We start from the raw sequence: 16,098 nt of genomic DNA on the forward strand, positions 1-16,098 counted from the left end.
TTCACAGCCACTCTTTTTTCTTGAACAGGATGAACATCGTCAAGCCGATCGCCGCCATGCAGCCAAGCACGATGTAGTAGCCGTAAGGAGAGTGCAGCTCCGGCATGAAGTCGAAGTTCATGCCGTAAATCCCCGTGACGATCGTCAGCGGCATGAAAATCGTGGTCAGGGCGGTAAACACGCGCATGATGTCGTTTGCCCGCCCGGCGAGAGCTGCCTGGTAGGCTTCGCGCAAGTTTCCGATCAAGTCGCGAAACGTCTCGAAGTTTTCCACGATCTTGCTCGCATCCTCCAAAATATCGCCAAAGTACTTCCGCAGCTTCGGCCGAATCAGCGGGAGTTCTTTTTTGTGCAAGGCATCAATCAAATCCCGTTGCGGCACGAGCATTTTTCGCGCGTACAAAATCTCGCTGCGCAGCCCGATGATCTGGTCGAGGTGGGATTTGCGGGTGTTCATCAAAATTTCCTCTTCCAGCGCTTCAATCAAGTCCTCGATTTTTTCCGTCACATCAAAATACCGATCCACAATCTGATCGACGAGATGATACAAAAAAGTGTCCGGGTGGTTCACTTCTTTTTCCCGGACGATGGGGAGCATGGAAGCGAACTCTGGCGCTTCCTGCTTGGTCACGGTAATGATCGCATGGCTGCCGAGAAAAATATTGATCTCCCGCAGGAAAATGTCCTGATTGTGGAAGGCGATGCCGTTTAGCACCATGAAATAATGGTCGTCGTATAGTTGCAGCTTGGGCCGCTGCTCTTCTTCGTCGATGCAGTCCTCGACCGCGAGCGGGTGAAGCCCGAACAGCGGCTGCAAAATATCGAGGTCGAAGGGAGAAGCGTCAATCCAATAGAAGCCTTTTCCGGGCACTGCGACAGCTTCCTCCACGTCATCTATTTCCGTTATGAGGCCGTTTTCGATCAGTCGTATCTTCATGCGTGCATCTCCTGCCAGTAGAGTGAGGGGATGGTGGCAGACGTGGCAAAATACGTGTGAGAATCAGCTCATAGGCAGAGCGCAGCGCTTCGCGGCTGGGGGGAGCCTGTGCGGCCCGCCGTTTTTTTGGCGTATCCACCCTTGTCTCGCCTCCTTGTTTGGCTGTCATTCTCATACGTATGACAATCGGCTCGTCTGCTTGCCAGAGACGGTCAACGTTCTTTGGAATAGTGTACCGCACTTTCCTGCATCTAGCCATTTTGGAAACGGGGCAGTTTTCGCAAAAATAACGGCATGGCCTGGCGATTTTTCTAACATACTACGAACGATAGCGAAAACGTAAAAAGGTGGATGCATATGTGGAAGGGTAAACGAGTAGGGATGGCAGCCGTGCTGGCGTGGGGGTTGATCGCGGGAGCAGCAGGGCAACCGGTTAGCGCTCGGGAAGCGCGCCAGGTTCAGCCGCCGCCGAGCGTGTATGAGGAAATTCAGATCAAACGGCAAGATGTCACAGGAGACGGGCGTCCGGATGTCGTGACGCTGCTCGGCCACCGCTTTGCCGCTGACAGCCCGTACTATGAAAAGCTGAAGGTGATGGTGCAAGATCCGGTGGCGAAAAAGACGGTGTTTTTTACGACGCCGTATGGCGGGTATCAGCCGGACGTGGCTTTTTGCGATTTCATCGGAAACGGCACGAAACAAATTTTGCTCCAGGCGCCGACGGGCGGCAGCGGCGGAACATCGGAGTTTTACCTGTTTGGCAACAAGGACAACAAGCCTGTCGTTTTGCCGGTGCCGCAGCCGCTGACGATCACCGGTTCGTACCAGGACAACTACAAAGTGCCGATTCACATCAAGGAGACGAACCATACCACCGTTCTCGACCTGACTGACCGCAAAAAAATATACGACGAAAACGGGGTGTACAAGGACGGAAAGCTGCTGACGCCGACCGAGGTGATGCCGAACAGCTTCAGCGTGCTTACGCCTGTGGACGAGAACCGCGACGGCGTCTGCGAGCTGAAAGGCGTGCAGCGGGTGAGCGGCGTAGCCAACGCCGACACGATTGCCTACGTCGAGTCGCTGTGGAAATGGGACAAGACGGGCTGGAAGCTGCAAAAGGCAGAAGTGAAAAAAGCAGAGATGTAGAGCGTGGAGGGGGCCTTCCTTTTCAAGAGAAAGGGCGCTCTCTTTGTTTGGGGCGTGGTTTACACGATAGAAGAATCGGGTATATAATTAAAAGGATATGCCAATTGGAAATTATTCGTTTACTCTACCTAATATGGTTAGTACAGCCATTTTTTATTCGGTAAAAAGGAGTTCGGCGTATGAGTACATGTCCATTTTCCAGCCTGTTTGGATTGAAAGGAAAAGTCAAAAAGGAGTCGTTTTTCCAGGAGCGCAAGGAACAGGGAAAAGTACAGCTTCACGGGCAAACCACCCTCTCCAGGCAACTGGCGCTGATCCATCTGACAGAGGAGGACTTGTCGATTGTCAAAGCGCTTCAACCGCTTATCGTTCGCAATATTGACAAAATTGTAGACTTCTTTTATTCGAATATTGAAACTGAACCACTGCTCATGAGCATTGTGGACAAAAACAGCACCATTGCCAGACTGAAGGGCACACTGACCCGCCATATCACAGAGATGTTCAACGGCTGTATCGACGCCGCGTACATCGAGCAGCGCAGCAGGATCGCCATCATTCACATGCGGATCGGACTGGAGCCGAAATGGTACTTGAGTGCGTTTCAAAATTTGTTCATATCCATTATGGATATTCTGCATAAAAACATCGCGGACAAGGATGAGTTCGTGCTGGCGCTCACTGCGGTGAGCAAAATTCTCAACATCGAGCAGCAAATCGTGCTGGAAGAATACGAGAATGAACATGAGCGTGTTCGTCGCGCCGAGCAGGCCAAAAAGGACGAACTGCGGGTTTTGCTGACCAATTCCGCGCATGAGCTGGCAGCCGTCTCGGAGGAAAACAGCGCGTCCGTCGAGCAACTGACGGAGCAGTCGCGCGAAGTGCTTCGCTACGCCGAAAACGGTACGGATTTTTCCAGCAAGGCGCAGGAGCTGTCCCGGGAGGGCAAGGAAAAGCTGGAGAAGCAGCAGGAGCAGATGGGGCTGATCCAGCAGAGCGTGAAGCAAATTTCCGAAGAAATGAACACGCTGGAGGACAACGCGGAAAAAATTCGCGGAATTGTCGACGTGGTGACGGCGATTGCCGAGCAGACCAATCTGCTGGCGCTCAATGCGGCGATCGAAGCCGCGAGAGCCGGAGAGCAGGGGCGAGGCTTTGCGGTCGTAGCCGACGAGGTGCGCAAGCTGGCCGAGCAGACGAAAAAATCGGTATTCGGCGTGCGGGAGCTGATCGAGAAAACGAATCAGCAAACGACTGTCCTGTCATCGGTCGTGCTGGAAATCCAGGGGCTCGTGAAGTCGAGCACAAAAATGACGGACGAGACGAATGCGTTTTTCGAGGGCATTATCAACGCTGTCTCCGACAGCAAGGAGCAGAGCTCGCACATTCAAAAAGAGCTGGAAAACTTCTTCAAGGTCATGGAGGATATGAACCAGGCTGTGGCGCAAGTAGCCAGCTCCGCGGACGAGCTGTCGGAGATCACGGAAAATTTGTAGGCGAAGAAAAAACAGTACGGCCGTCGGTGGGGGGCGTACTGTTTTTTTCATGAGCGTGTGTTCGTTGCGTCAGGTCGCAGAAGTGGTCGGGTGATACTGCCGGGAGTTTTGCAGCGGCGGCGTGTAGACGTTGAGCGAGTACACCGGCGCGTCTGTGTTGTTGCGGATGGCGTGAATTTCGCCGGGGGCGACGTAGTAGCAGTCTCCGGCGCTGACATGGGTTGTCTGGGCGCGAAACACCTCTCCCTCGCGATCGGCAGGAAGGTAGACGACATTGGTGAGCGTCCCGGAAATGATCCATTCCCAGCCAAAGGAATCGCCATGGTTGTGCGGGACAGACTCCTGCATGCTGGGCAGATGGATCAGGACGACTTCGACGTGCGGCGTCTGGTACAAAATTTTGCGTCCGTAGGGGAGCTGTTCAGGCTGGGGAATGTGGGACGCGATATCTTCTGGGCAGAGCGAAAGGGAAACGAGCGCCTGCCTCAGCTCAGCGTGACTGGGGAAAACGAGGGAGCCAAATGCTTGTTCCAAACGTTGCAAATTCATGACAAACCTCCTGAGGCGAAAAAAGATCTTCCCCTTACCATATGAGAAACGGTTGCAGTCTGACGTAGGGGAAGCGCGTTTTTTTGCGAAGGCCAGTCAAACGATTTGGCGTGACAAGGCAGCTTGCCTCGCTCTATCATGGGGATACGGCAGTTGGTGCCGCACGAAGACGGTGAGGGGACGGCCCCCGTCAAAAGTGATTGTCCAAGTTCAACAATGGTTTGTACCCAACTCAACACATGAGGAGGCATGCGCATGTCAACTGCCACAATCAGTGTACGCACCCTGTAGCGGGGGGCGTCTGTCCGAACCGCCTGCGACTGACAGGAGGTTTGGCACACATGAACGTAAAACATTACTTGTACGTCAATGCGCTGTCTTCGCTTGGCTCGCGAATGGATTTGATCGCGTGCAGCGCGTTGATTTTCACATTTGAGCATAGCGCCTTTTGGCTGACGGCCTTTTTTGTCGCCCGTCAGGTAGGCGGCATGCTGTTCAGCCCGTTTGCGGGCATGCTGGCTGACCGGATGGACCGCAGGCATGCCATGATCGCAAGCGATATCGGAGCAGGACTTGCGCTTCTCGCAATCATCGCTGCTCCGCATCCGTATGTCGTGGTTGCCGCAGCGTTTCTCAAAGGCATGCTGTACACGCTGTTTACGATCAGCTTTCAGGCTTCGCTGCCGCAGATGTTCGGGATGGAGCGGCTGGTGTGGGTGAACGGGCTCAAGGTGCGCCTGGAATCGCTCGTAGGCATGGCGGGCTTTGTGCTGGGGGGCTTTTTGACTGACCGTGTTGGCTACGCGCTCGTCATTGGCGCAGATGCAGCCAGCTTCTTCCTCTCGGCTTTGCTCTTGACCCGGATGCGCTGGGAGAGCCGGGCATGGCCGAAAAGCGGGGCGGCTGGCGAGCGCTCTGCCGGAGACAGCGGGGGGAAGCAAAAGGAGCGTGGCATGCGGGCAGCCGTCAGGTACTTGCAAAGAGCGCCCGTATTGCTTGCCATCAGCCTGCTGGCTGCGCCGCTGTCGATCAGCACGGCTTCGCATAACTACGGTTTGCCGTTTTTGGCAGATCAGATTAGCCACGGGGACGCGACCTTGCACGGGATGATATGGTCAGTCATGAGTGTCGGCGGCCTGCTCGGCGCTTATCTGGTGGCGCGCATTCCCGTTGCGCCTTGGCCTGGGATGCTGGGGGCGCATTGGCTCCTGGCTGTGTTCATCGTGCTTGCGTTTGCCGCCGACGGTGCGGTTTGGGCGCTGCTTTTGCTCGCGGGCGCGGGGCTTTTTGGCGGAGCGGCTCAAGTCTTGGAGAGCACGCTGTTGCAGCAGGCCAAAAACGAGGTGCGCGGCAAGGTGCTGGGGGTACAGGGCTTGTTTAGCCGCAGCGGGTTTTTTGTCGGATTTTTGGCGGCGCCCGCGATTTCCGCTGTCTTAGGATTGGCAGCGATGGTCGCCGTCGCGCAGGCGCTTTTGGCTCTGGCACTGCTCGGTCTGGGATGCTATGTGCGCAAGGCACAGCAAGCGGGTGGCGCTCGTCGCGGGTAGTCTTTTTTCCCGTCACTTACCATAGGATGTACCAATTGGGAGGTGACGGGAGTGGCTATATTTCGACCCCGTCGGCGTTGGAGAAACCCGCTTTCCCGAACGAAAGCGTTTTTGATCGCGCTGGTGATTTTTTTTGTGCTGTCGATTCAGACGCTCGTTTTTTTGCAGCATCGGCTGGAGCCGACACTGTTGATCCTGGCTACTCAAAAAGCAGAGCAATTGGCGAAGGAAGCGATTACGGATGCGGTCACCAAGCGGATTTCCCAGCAAGGCGTCGACTTCAACCAGATCGTGAAGATCGAAAAGAACAACGAGGGGCAAATTCAGGCGTATCAGTTCAACTTCAAGGAGTACGCAAGAATTGTCGGCGAAACCACCTCGCGCGTCCAGAACAAGCTCCAGGAGTTCGAGACGGAAAAAGTGGACCGCACGATTCCGCTTGGCCTGGCGACAGGGAATACGTTTCTGGCGCAAATGGGGCCGAACTTGCCCGTGACCTTCGTGCCGATCGGCTCTGTGAAAACGAAGCTGGAGACAGAGCTGAAGGAGGCGGGCATCAACATGGTGCTCGCCACGGTCTACATTTTCGTAGAGGTCGACTTGCGCATCGTCATTCCGTTTGCGACCGAGGAGCAGACGGTTACGACGAAAATCCCGATCACGCACTCCCTCATCATCGGCGACGTGCCGCAGTATTTGTACAACAATCCGGAAGGCAAGCCGGATGTGCCGCGTGCGCCCATGGAAGGTATGGACGACAGCCCGTAGAAGGCGCGGCGGAAACGAAAAAAAGCGGCAGCGTGCGAGCTGTCGCTTTTTTCATGGAGATGGCTGCCCTTGCTTACTGCTCCGCCCAGGTGACAGTCAGCTCGATGACGCCTTCCTGGCCGCTGAGCGGGCCGCCGATCATCGACCAGGACTGTTTTTTCTCGATGTTGCCTCCCTGAATAATGATGTTTTAGTCGTCGATGGTTTGCCCGGAGTCAGAGAGGTTTTGCGTCTTGAAGTAGTCTTTGTACAGCTTGGTTACGGCTGGCATGCTTTCCTTTGTGCTGAAAATGAGCAGGACAAACTTTTTGCCGTCTTTGATTTCGGAATGCGAGGTGCTAATTTCGGCGACCTCCGGGAGCGGGAAATCGGCTGGGAGATATTCCGGCCGCTTCTGTTCAGAGGCAGGCTGGGCAGCAGTGTCGCCGGAAGTTTGCTGGGTCGGCTGTTGCGCAGTCTGCTGTGCTGGTTGCTGCGCTGACTGTTGCGGTGTTTGCTGTTCCGCTTGCTGTGCCGGTTGATCCACTGAAGCTGGCTGGCTGCACGCACTGATCGCCACTGCTGCGAAGAGCGACAGAGCGACGTGCGCCCACGCTTTCTTTTTCATCACGTATCATCAGCTCCTCTTCATCATACGTAGAAAATATTCTATGTCATTTTTGGTTCTCCATATGGAAAAAGTCCTGTTTCCAGCATTCGGCAATCGGGGGAGCAGCTTGTTTGCTATACTGAAAAAAGCGGCTTGCGAGCGCAAGAGACGGGAACGGACCGAAGACGAGGGGGCTGGAAAGGAAATGAACAGACGCTTTGCAACAGGCATCATTTTTGACATGGACAATACGCTGCTGCACTCGAAGATCAATTTTGCGGAAATGAAGCGGGCAATTTTTCAGTTGTGGACGGAGCATGGTCTGATAGAGCCGACCTTCGACTGGCACAGCCATACCGCCTCGCAACTGATCGAGCTTGGCCGAAAGTCGGGCAGGCTGACCAGCCAGCTCGAACAGGAGATGTGGGGAGCCGTCACGGCAATCGAAAAGGCGGGAATGCACGAGGCTGTTCTCGAGAACCATGCCCAGGAAGTACTCGCGCAGCTCATGGAGCGGCATCATTTGTTCATTTTGACCAACAACGCCTACGCTGCCGCAGAGGAAGCGCTGCACCAAACCGGTATTGCGGGCTGCTTCGAGAAGATTGTGGCGCGCGAGCAGATGACGACCTTGAAGCCGCACCCGTCCGGGATTCATTACATTCGCAGGCAGTATCCCGATATGCCTGCTTCGGCCTGGACGATGGTCGGGGATTCCTGGATTGACGGAAAAGCCGCGCAGGACGGGGAGGTGGCGTTTATCGCCTACCAGGGACATGCGCAAGACATGGAGCGCCATGACGTGGCACCGCAAGCGTACATTGCGGATTTGCGCGAGCTGCTGACTATGTTGTAACAAAGCTTGCAGGCAGGAGAAAAACACTTCTGCCTAAAAAAATGACAGCGAACGTGAAAAATGTGCTATACTTTGCCTAACTGAATACCAGCCTTCAGGGTAGGGTGAAATTCCCGACCGGCGGTAATGACGAACGCACGTCTGAGCCCGCGACTCGCTATCGCAGTTGGATAGCGACTGACTTGGTGCAAATCCAAGGCCGACGGTAAAGTCCGGATGGGAGAAGGTATTGGCATAACCTCAGAGCTGTTTTTTCAAAAACAGGCATTTGCGAGGTTTCTTTCCCTACGCCCTGAGCATGTTCTCACGGGCGTTTTTTATTCCGCAACTTCATAGCGAAAATCTTCAGGGCAAGGTGAAATTCCTGACCGGCGGTAATGGCGATGGCGAACCATCGTCTGAGCCCGCGACTCGTGGACCGTGACGGTTTGCGACTGATCTGGTGCAACTCCAGAGCCGACGGTAAAGTCCGGATGGAAGAAGAGCTGACTGCGCTTTTTGGCATCGTTATTTTTGCAAAAAACGAATGCGAGAAGGCTTCTTTCCCTATGCCCTGAAACGCTTGAGGTTTCGAGGGCTTTTTGTTTTGGCTGGAATCCAGGCAGGAAAAAGGAGGTTTTACATGGAGCAGGACAAGCGGTTCATGGCATTGGCGCTGGAGCTGGCGCGCTCGGCCCACGGCCAGACCAGCCCCAATCCACTGGTCGGTGCAGTCCTGGTGAGCAACGGAGCAGTTGCAGGCATGGGCGCGCATTTGCGTGCCGGGGAGCCGCATGCGGAGGTGCATGCGCTGCGCATGGCAGGGGAAAAGGCGGCTGGCGCTACTTTGTACGTGACGCTGGAGCCGTGCAGCCACTTCGGAAAAACGCCCCCTTGCGCCGATGCGGTAGTGGCGGCGGGGATTCGCCGGGCTGTGATTGCGACGCTGGACCCGAATCCGCTCGTGGCTGGAAAAGGCGTGGAGAAGCTGCGCGCCGCAGGAGTGGAAGTGCTCGTCGGGGTAGGCGAAGCGGAAGCGAAAAGGCTCAACGAGGTGTTTTTCCACTACATCACGACGAAGCGCCCGTTTGTGACGGTGAAAACGGCGAGCACGCTGGACGGCAAAATCGCTTCGGTCACAGGACACAGCCGCTGGATCACGGGCGAACGGGCGCGCGCGGAGGTGCACGAACTGCGGAGACAGCACGATGCGATTTTGGTCGGGGTAGGAACCGTTTTGGCGGACGATCCGCTTTTGACGGCCAGACAAGGGGAGCAGTTGTATGGACGGCAGCCTGTGCGGATCGTCCTGGACAGCGAGCTTCGCACGCCACTTGCAGCGCGCGTGATCGAAAATGCGGATGCGCCGACCTGGATTTTCACGACAGAGGCGGCTCCGCCAGAAAAGCGTGCGGCATTGGCGGCAAAAGGCGTCAGGCTGTTTGTGGCAAGCGGACAAATTTCGGTGGAAAACGTACTGGATACGCTGGGCGAGTGCGGGATTACTTCGCTGCTGGTTGAAGGCGGGCAGGCAGTGAACGGGGCGTTTTTACAGGCGCGCGCGATCCAGAAGATCGTCAGCTACGTGTCGTTGAAGCTGATCGGCGGAAGCGGCGCGCCCACGCCATTTGGCGGACCGGGCTTCGCCACGATGGATCAGACTGTCCGGCTTGCGGATGCAACTGTCGAGCTGCTGGATGAGCAGGACGTGCGCATAAGCGGTTATCCGCTATGGGAAAAGTAGCTGGAAGCAGGTTTTCCGTTTTCTGCGCATTCGCGCCAGAGAGCAGCAGTCGCCAGACGACGGGAGCAAATTTTTGTTCAGCAAGCACAAAGAGGAGGAAAAGGCCGATGTTTACCGGACTGGTGGAGGAAGTCGGAACGTTGGAATCCAGCACAGGCAACGGGCAGGCGAGTCGGCTGGTCATTCGGGCGCAGCGGGTGCTGGAAGGCGTCAAGCTCGGCGACAGTATCGCCGTCAACGGGATTTGCCTGACGGTCACGTCTTTTTCGGCTCGGCATTTTAGCGTAGATGTCATGCCGGAGACGATGAAAAAGACAACCCTCCGTCACCTGCGCACAGGCCAGCGGGTCAATCTGGAGCGGGCGATGCGGCTGGGCGACCGCTTTGGCGGGCATATCGTCTCCGGGCATATCGACGGAACGGGCACGATTTTGTCCCGAGAGCCGCACGCCAACGCTGTGCTGTTTCGCATTGAAGCCGCGCCGGAGCTGTTACGATACGTCATCAGGCAAGGCTCGATCTGCGTCGATGGCATCAGTCTTACGGTCGTGGACGTTGCCGATGCGCATTTTTCGGTGTCGATCATCCCGCATACGCTGGCAGCGACCAGCCTGCACGATCGGCGCGCGGGCGATCAGGTGAACCTGGAGACAGATATTATCGGCAAGTACGTCGAGCGGCTTTTGGGCTATCGCGGCAAGCCAGCAGGCGGCAATCAGACCGAAGCAAAAGGCGCGAAAATCAGCATGGCTTTTTTGCAGGAAAACGGATTCGTTTGAACGAGGAGGGACAAGCCCATGTTTCATCGCATAGAAGAGGCGCTGGAAGATTTGCGCCAAGGAAAAGCCATCATCGTCGTGGATGACGAGGATCGGGAAAATGAAGGGGACTTCGTCTGCCTGGCGGAAGCGGCTGCGCCGGAGATGATTAACTTTATGGCGACGCACGGGCGCGGTCTTGTCTGCGTCCCGGTGACGGAGGAACAGGCCGCGCGGCTTGCGCTCACCCCAATGGTCAGGCACAACACGGACAAGCAAGGGACGGCGTTTACCGTGTCGATTGACGAGGTGAGCACGCATACAGGCATCTCGGCGCAGGAGCGTTCGCAGACCGTGCTGGCGATGCTGGACGAGCGGAAGACGGCAGAGGACTTTCGCAGGCCGGGGCATATTTTTCCGCTGATTGCGAGAGCCGGGGGCGTTTTGCGGCGGGCGGGCCATACCGAAGCGGCGGTGGACCTCGCCCGGCTGGCGGGGAGCGTGCCCGCAGGTGTCATTTGCGAAATCATGAACGAGGATGGCTCGATGGCGCGGTTGCCGCAGCTCGTGGAGATCGCTCGCCGCTTCGACTTGAAGCTGATTACGATTGCCGATCTGATCGCCTACCGGATGCGCACCGAATCGCACGTGCGAAAAGAAATCGAAGTGAGCCTGCCGACGAGCTATGGCGATTTTCGGATCGCCGCCTATACGAACGAGCTGGACGGCAAAGAGCACGTGGCGCTCATCAAGGGCGAGATTGATTCGGCCAAGCCCGTTCTCGTCCGGGTGCATTCCGAGTGCCTCACAGGAGATATTTTCGGGTCCCACCGCTGCGATTGCGGCCCGCAACTGCATGCTGCGCTGGAGCAGATCGAGGCGGCGGGCTCCGGCATCCTTTTGTACATGCGCCAGGAAGGCCGCGGCATCGGGCTTATTAACAAGCTGCGCGCCTACAAGCTGCAGGAGGAAGGGCTGGATACGGTGGAGGCGAACGAAAAGCTCGGATTCCCCGCCGATCTGCGCGATTACGGCATCGGGGCGCAAATTCTCCGCGACCTGGGCGTGCAAAAAATGCGGCTTTTGACCAATAACCCGCGCAAAATCCGGGGGCTGGACGGCTACGGGCTGAAGGTGGAGGAACGGGTGCCGCTGCAAATGCAGGCACATCCGCACAACAAACGGTATTTGTCGACCAAACAGGAGAAGCTGGGACACCTGCTTCATTTCAAAGGCTAAGGAGAGTGGAGAAGATGAGAACATTTGAGGGACATTTGGTAGGAACGGGCTTGCGCGTAGGGATTGTAGCAGGAAGATTTAACGAGCTGATCGTCAGCAAGCTGGTAGGCGGTGCGCTCGATGCGTTGAAGCGCCACGGCGTAGAGGAAGACAACGTAGACGTGGCCTGGGTGCCGGGCGCTTTTGAAATTCCGTTGATCGCGAAAAAAATGGCCGAGTCGGGGCGCTATGACGCGGTTGTGACATTGGGCGCGGTCATCCGCGGAGCGACTCCGCACTTCGACTACGTCTGCAACGAAGCAGCCAAAGGCGTCGCCTCGCTGTCGCTTTCCACCGGGATTCCGGTCATTTTTGGCGTGCTGACGACGGACAACATCGAGCAAGCGATTGAGCGCGCCGGCACAAAAGCGGGCAACAAAGGCTGGGAAGCGGCAACGGCAGCGATTGAAATGGCGAACCTGTCCAAACAGTTCGCCTAAACGATACGAATCGCTTGTCTAGGTGAGGAAGCGGGGGCTGCGGCTCCCGTTTTTTCGTTTGCCCGAAAGCACACATAGATCCCATTCTTGATTCATGTTATTTGGCTGATATTTTTTGTGAATGAAGTGCTAAACCAATGAAGGAAAGTAAAGGGAATGCCTGGTAGGAAGAGTAATGTAATTTTTTTTGTGTAAATGGGTTTTTAACAGGTGAATAGTTACGTCAACGGCTTTACATGGAGGAGCGGGCATGATAGATTCGTTAGCCATGCTATGCATGGTTGACTGGCATCGCCCAATCGCAAGGAATCATGCCCGCAGAGGCTCCATGTCAGGCCGACCTAACAGCCTCTTTATGCGGACAGTTCCCCTTGCAAGCGGCTTCCAAAATGGATGGCCAGTTGCGATATACATTCTTTCCAGCACCGAAGTGGCATGGTTCATTTATTTGATGCCTCCATGGTTGCCAGTTAGATAATTTTCCGTAAGGCATCGTCAGCATTATGTTTGGCATAGCCTAAATGATCGTCCATTTCCGCTTCAAACAACTGCTGGATGGTGTCACAAAAGAGGTTCTTGAGCATCTCATGAACGTCCTCGATGGCTCGGCAATCTTTCGCTAATGCTTTGATCGTCATGGTTAACGCCCGATGTATTCAAAAATAATGATATAGAGGACAAGGAGAAGTAAGAAACTAATTATGGATACTGTTTTAGCGGTTTTAAATCTTGTATTGTTTTTTTCAGTTAATGCTTTCATTACTTCAATAAGATTCCATATGAATGATAACGCTACGATAACCATTATTGATAGGTAGAATGATAAGTAGAAAATTTTCAAAAGTAATCACTCCCCAAAAAAGTTGGCCAATTATTGTTTCTGATTGTAATAAATTCACCATAACTAAAACTAGATCCTCTCTTACTTTGGGGAGGATCTAGTTTTAGTTATATAGATTAGTATCGAAACACAATACCGAAGTCTTCAACCTTAGTAACTGATGCCGGTTCAATAGCAAAACCTGCTGGATAGACAGCAAAGGCAACAGATCCCAAAGTCCAAGTTTGATGACCATATTCAAATTTTATGTTTACTGTACCAGACTCATTTTTTTCGACGTATACATATTGTGATATATACCCTTTGTGAGCATTATTACTTGGCATTGCTTCCAAATCAATTTTCGATCCTACGCCAACACCAGGATCCCAATCATCAGGGGTAGTATAGGTTGAACAACTCCATTTAGCTGAAGTATTGTTGTCAGGTCTATAACAATATCTGTATTCATGCTGCTGAACTTTTCCACGTGATGACATCGGGAGGAAGCATTTTGATGTAACTGGAAAACCAATACTCAAGCCGTCTGTAAGTTCCCATTCAGGACTTTTTGACCATTCGTAACTTCCCACTAGCGTTGCATTAATCTTTTCCCATCATTCAAAATACACATAATCTTTGGTATTTGGTTGTCTAGGGAACAAAAAAATCCTTTACACTGGAAAGGTCAGGTAGTTCCTGTCCAAATCCAACGCAAAGGATAGCTCATGGACAAGAATACCCTATTTTCTTCATTTGGTAAATGGGTTGCACCCATCAATATTATGAAACTTCAACAACGAATTGACGAAACGGATCAAGACAAGTACGTGAAGAAGCTGACGACAAAAGCGTATCTTCTCCTATTTTTACATGCCCAACTTCAGCAACGCGAAGGGCTTCGAGCCATTGCTGACGATGTTCTATCAAAGAAATTTCAGCAAGAATTAGGACTGTCATCGATCAGCCCCGCACAGCTTAGTCGAAAAAACAATCGGGTAGAACCTGCTTTGCTTGAAGAAGTTTTTGTCGACCTTGTCCAGCAAATTCAACGCGTTTCTGGAAAAGCCTGCTCTCTTCGAAAACACATAAAGATCATTGATTCCACTACAATTGGATTATGTTTGCAAAAGTATAAGTGGGCAACCTTTCGCGAAACAAAGGCAGGAATCAAAATTCATCTTCGTCTCGTTTTCGCAAGCCAGGAGGATGTCTATCCTGAAAAGATTTCCCTAACTTGTGCCAAATCCAATGACCGCACCCAAATGGAGTCGCTGATTGATGAGATCGGAGCCATGTACGTCTTTGATCGAGGGTACGTGGATTATGAAAAGTTCGATGAGTATACCGATCAGGGCATCTTTTTTGCTTCACGTCTCAAGGATAACGCGGAAACTCGTCATTTGTATACTTTCAAAGTACCACCAGAAAGCTCCGTTTTATCTGACTCCATGATCCTTCTTGGAACGCCACAAAAACGGGTGGATAATGTGTTACGACTGATTGAAACGCATGATTCGAAAGGAAATCGTATTCGAATCATCACCAATCGGTTCGACTTAGAAGCAGAAGAATTGAGCGACATCTACCGTTGGCGCTGGCAAATAGAACTGTTTTTCAAATGGATGAAACAACACGCAAAGATCAAGACGTTCTATGGAACAAGTGAAAATGCGGTCTGGAATCAAGTTTTTCTCGCTCTCATTGCTTACTGCTTGTTGCTTCTTGTAAAGCTGGAAAGAAACAGTCAGCACAGTCTGCTGCAAATCAGTAGATGGCTCAAAGTGTTTCTCTGGCAGACCTTTGAACAATGGATAGGCAGAATGGATTACCAATCCAAACGAACATCCAGAGGGCGACAGAAAAGGAAGTAAGTGTTGTTTGTTGTTGTCGATGTTGTAATAAATGTATAAAACTACCAAATGGATAGTGGCTACCTTTTGCTTGGCTGTTCTCGTTTTTGGTTGTGAAGTTGAAAATGTCATTCAGAATAATTTGACAATAGATGGATTCATTTTTTATGCAACGCTAATGGTAACTTCCATATAAATAAAACTTTTTATAACCAGTCATGTCACTATTTACCGAAAATGCGGTAGCGTTTAAATCTAGTATTCCACCATCTAAAGCTACTTGAGGTGTGATTGTATTCTTATCCATAAATTCTTCTTCTCTTACAGTTTTACTATTAGATGCCAACTTTTTAGCGTTGTTTTCAAGTAATTCTTTGAGTACATCATCTGGGAAATTCGCAAGTTCTTCTTCATGTTAACCCTATATCGTCAACTATACGATTGATTTCTTTTTTTGTTAAAGTAGTTTCTTCTTCCCATGACGGCGTTTGTTTAGCAGTAGAAGGAGCAACGAAAGTTAATAGGGATAAGCTCAAAGCCAAAACACTTAAGTAAAACTTTTTCACTTCCAACACCTCCATATTTGTAATTTGTTTGCAATATAACAAATATAGGTAAAAATTGCAATTTAAAGATTCATCACCATAAATCCGTGATAGACATTGAAAAAACGTAGATGTTCCTCCATCGTGGTTGTTGTCGAGACAAACCATTGAAAGAGAGGAAATCTAACGTTGTCTAACAAGTTTACCACAGGAGCGTCTTGCGCCTACCATGGTCTGCTTGGACGAATTTGCTCTACCAATAGGACACAAGTACGGTGTCAACCTCATGGATGCACAAAGTGGACATATCTGACAGGTCACAGAAGGTCGTTCACGTAAACAGGTTCGTAACGCTCTCATGAACTGGCCCTTTGCTACGCCTCCACAAGTTGTTGTGACCGACTTGGCTCATAGAATGGCTGAGATAGTTCGAAGCGTTTGGAAGGATGCAACTGTAGTAGCAGACAAGTTCAATGTTATTCAACTTTTCTCCAAATCACTAGAAGCTACGCGAAAACGTACCCATTCGCGGGCAACTCATCGCCGGGGTAGACATGAACAACGTCTGCTCCACACATCTCCCGATAAACGAAAACCTGAGGAACAAGAGGAATTGAAAGCCTGGTTCAGTCGATTGCAAAAACAATTGTCCATTGGCGCGAGCCGATTCAGAATTATTTTTCGTTTCGGATCACGAATGCCTCTTACTCCACTCCCTTCAAAAGCACACGCCAATGGATAAAATCACCACGTATCGGTCAAAGTAAGAAGGATTTTCCTGCAGATCGAG

General features: G+C 52.5%; 18 protein-coding genes, 2 pseudogenes and 2 riboswitches. Of the genes and pseudogenes, 12 read left to right on the forward strand and 8 right to left on the reverse strand.

The genetic code is table 11. The features are described from left to right. Position 1: 1 nt before the first annotated feature. Entirely contained in the window at positions 2-937 is a 936-nt protein-coding gene (gene corA, locus M655_RS05430) for a magnesium/cobalt transporter CorA (protein ID WP_005829396.1), read from the reverse strand. A 357-nt stretch (positions 938-1,294) separates the two neighbouring features. On the opposite strand from corA, the gene M655_RS05435 reads away from it, so the two are divergent. Beyond that, positions 1,295-2,086: a YybI family spore inner coat protein gene (locus tag M655_RS05435; protein WP_026558101.1), complete on the forward strand. Its 792-nt coding sequence runs from the start codon at positions 1,295-1,297 to the stop codon at positions 2,084-2,086. A gap of 179 nt (positions 2,087-2,265) precedes the next feature. Beyond that, positions 2,266-3,582 carry a globin-coupled sensor protein gene (locus M655_RS05440; RefSeq protein WP_005829401.1) on the forward strand — a complete coding sequence of 439 codons (1,317 nt, stop codon included), beginning with the start codon at positions 2,266-2,268 and terminating at the stop codon, positions 3,580-3,582. A 69-nt stretch (positions 3,583-3,651) separates the two neighbouring features. On the opposite strand, the gene M655_RS05445 is transcribed toward M655_RS05440, so the two are convergent. Then, complete coding sequence (locus M655_RS05445; RefSeq protein ID WP_025844114.1) at positions 3,652-4,131, reverse strand: cysteine dioxygenase; 480 nt, start codon at positions 4,129-4,131, stop codon at positions 3,652-3,654. Between the two features lie 341 nt (positions 4,132-4,472). On the opposite strand from M655_RS05445, the gene M655_RS05450 reads away from it, so the two are divergent. From M655_RS05450 to M655_RS05460, 3 genes are read left to right on the forward strand one after another with little or no spacing between them, the layout of a single operon-like run. Next, positions 4,473-5,678, forward strand: a complete 1,206-nt coding sequence (locus M655_RS05450) for an MFS transporter (protein WP_026558102.1) — start codon at positions 4,473-4,475, stop codon at positions 5,676-5,678. Positions 5,679-5,720: 42 nt separating this feature from the next. Continuing rightward, positions 5,721-6,446 (forward strand): sporulation protein YunB, encoded by a 726-nt coding sequence (gene yunB, locus M655_RS05455; RefSeq protein WP_035316748.1) that lies wholly within the window; start codon positions 5,721-5,723, stop codon positions 6,444-6,446. A gap of 32 nt (positions 6,447-6,478) precedes the next feature. Then, complete coding sequence (locus M655_RS05460; protein ID WP_157179491.1) at positions 6,479-6,625, forward strand: hypothetical protein; 147 nt, start codon at positions 6,479-6,481, stop codon at positions 6,623-6,625. 11 nt (positions 6,626-6,636) lie between these two features. Here M655_RS05460 and M655_RS05465 read toward each other — a convergent pair whose 3' ends face one another. Further along, positions 6,637-7,053 (reverse strand): hypothetical protein, encoded by a 417-nt coding sequence (locus M655_RS05465; protein ID WP_025844111.1) that lies wholly within the window; start codon positions 7,051-7,053, stop codon positions 6,637-6,639. A 187-nt stretch (positions 7,054-7,240) separates the two neighbouring features. Between M655_RS05465 and M655_RS05470 the strand changes: the two genes are divergently transcribed. The 5 genes from M655_RS05470 to ribH all read left to right on the forward strand — a co-directional run bounded on the left by M655_RS05470 (position 7,241) and on the right by ribH (position 12,090). Then, on the forward strand, positions 7,241-7,891 hold the full coding sequence (locus tag M655_RS05470) for an HAD family hydrolase (RefSeq protein WP_007777814.1): 651 nt from the start codon (positions 7,241-7,243) through the stop codon (positions 7,889-7,891). Between the two features lie 86 nt (positions 7,892-7,977). Next, positions 7,978-8,123: riboswitch (FMN riboswitch) on the forward strand. Positions 8,124-8,228: 105 nt separating this feature from the next. Then, a riboswitch (FMN riboswitch) is annotated at positions 8,229-8,380 on the forward strand. 133 nt (positions 8,381-8,513) lie between these two features. Further along, positions 8,514-9,614, forward strand: a complete 1,101-nt coding sequence (gene ribD, locus M655_RS05475) for a bifunctional diaminohydroxyphosphoribosylaminopyrimidine deaminase/5-amino-6-(5-phosphoribosylamino)uracil reductase RibD (RefSeq protein ID WP_005829412.1) — start codon at positions 8,514-8,516, stop codon at positions 9,612-9,614. A gap of 107 nt (positions 9,615-9,721) precedes the next feature. Beyond that, positions 9,722-10,393 (forward strand): riboflavin synthase, encoded by a 672-nt coding sequence (locus M655_RS05480; protein WP_005829414.1) that lies wholly within the window; start codon positions 9,722-9,724, stop codon positions 10,391-10,393. An 18-nt stretch (positions 10,394-10,411) separates the two neighbouring features. After that, entirely contained in the window at positions 10,412-11,611 is a 1,200-nt protein-coding gene (locus M655_RS05485) for a bifunctional 3,4-dihydroxy-2-butanone-4-phosphate synthase/GTP cyclohydrolase II (RefSeq protein WP_005829416.1), read from the forward strand. A gap of 14 nt (positions 11,612-11,625) precedes the next feature. After that, positions 11,626-12,090, forward strand: coding sequence for a 6,7-dimethyl-8-ribityllumazine synthase (gene ribH / locus M655_RS05490; protein WP_005829418.1), 465 nt, complete (start codon positions 11,626-11,628; stop codon positions 12,088-12,090). 353 nt (positions 12,091-12,443) lie between these two features. Here the strand turns inward: ribH and M655_RS28290 are convergent. The 3 genes and pseudogenes from M655_RS28290 to M655_RS05500 all read right to left on the reverse strand — a co-directional run. Further along, positions 12,444-12,590, reverse strand: a pseudogene (locus tag M655_RS28290) (IS256 family transposase); the annotation flags it as partial. Further along, positions 12,585-12,728: pseudogene (locus M655_RS05495) on the reverse strand (IS256 family transposase); the annotation flags it as partial. The pseudogenes M655_RS05495 and M655_RS28290, both read right to left, overlap by 6 nt. A 319-nt stretch (positions 12,729-13,047) precedes the next feature. Continuing rightward, the gene (locus M655_RS05500) at positions 13,048-13,503 is read right to left on the reverse strand and encodes a hypothetical protein (RefSeq protein WP_286085971.1); all 456 of its coding nucleotides are present in this window, start codon (positions 13,501-13,503) and stop codon (positions 13,048-13,050) included. A 135-nt stretch (positions 13,504-13,638) separates the two neighbouring features. Here M655_RS05500 and M655_RS05505 point away from each other — a divergent pair, with 135 nt between their 5' ends. Further along, a complete protein-coding gene (locus M655_RS05505; protein ID WP_025845287.1) occupies positions 13,639-14,784 on the forward strand; it encodes an IS4 family transposase in 1,146 nt (381 codons plus the stop codon). A gap of 154 nt (positions 14,785-14,938) precedes the next feature. On the opposite strand, the gene M655_RS05510 is transcribed toward M655_RS05505, so the two are convergent. Next, positions 14,939-15,070, reverse strand: a complete 132-nt coding sequence (locus M655_RS05510; RefSeq protein WP_286085972.1) for a hypothetical protein — start codon at positions 15,068-15,070, stop codon at positions 14,939-14,941. 103 nt (positions 15,071-15,173) lie between these two features. Continuing rightward, positions 15,174-15,329, reverse strand: a complete 156-nt coding sequence (locus tag M655_RS05515; RefSeq protein WP_165328979.1) for a hypothetical protein — start codon at positions 15,327-15,329, stop codon at positions 15,174-15,176. 337 nt (positions 15,330-15,666) lie between these two features. Here M655_RS05515 and M655_RS27995 point away from each other — a divergent pair, with 337 nt between their 5' ends. After that, positions 15,667-16,050 carry a transposase gene (locus M655_RS27995; RefSeq protein ID WP_122903161.1) on the forward strand — a complete coding sequence of 128 codons (384 nt, stop codon included), beginning with the start codon at positions 15,667-15,669 and terminating at the stop codon, positions 16,048-16,050. Positions 16,051-16,098 lie beyond the last annotated feature (48 nt).

Source organism: Brevibacillus sp. NSP2.1 (assembly GCF_000470975.2).
Taxonomy (GTDB): Bacteria; Bacillota; Bacilli; order Brevibacillales; family Brevibacillaceae; genus Brevibacillus; species Brevibacillus agri.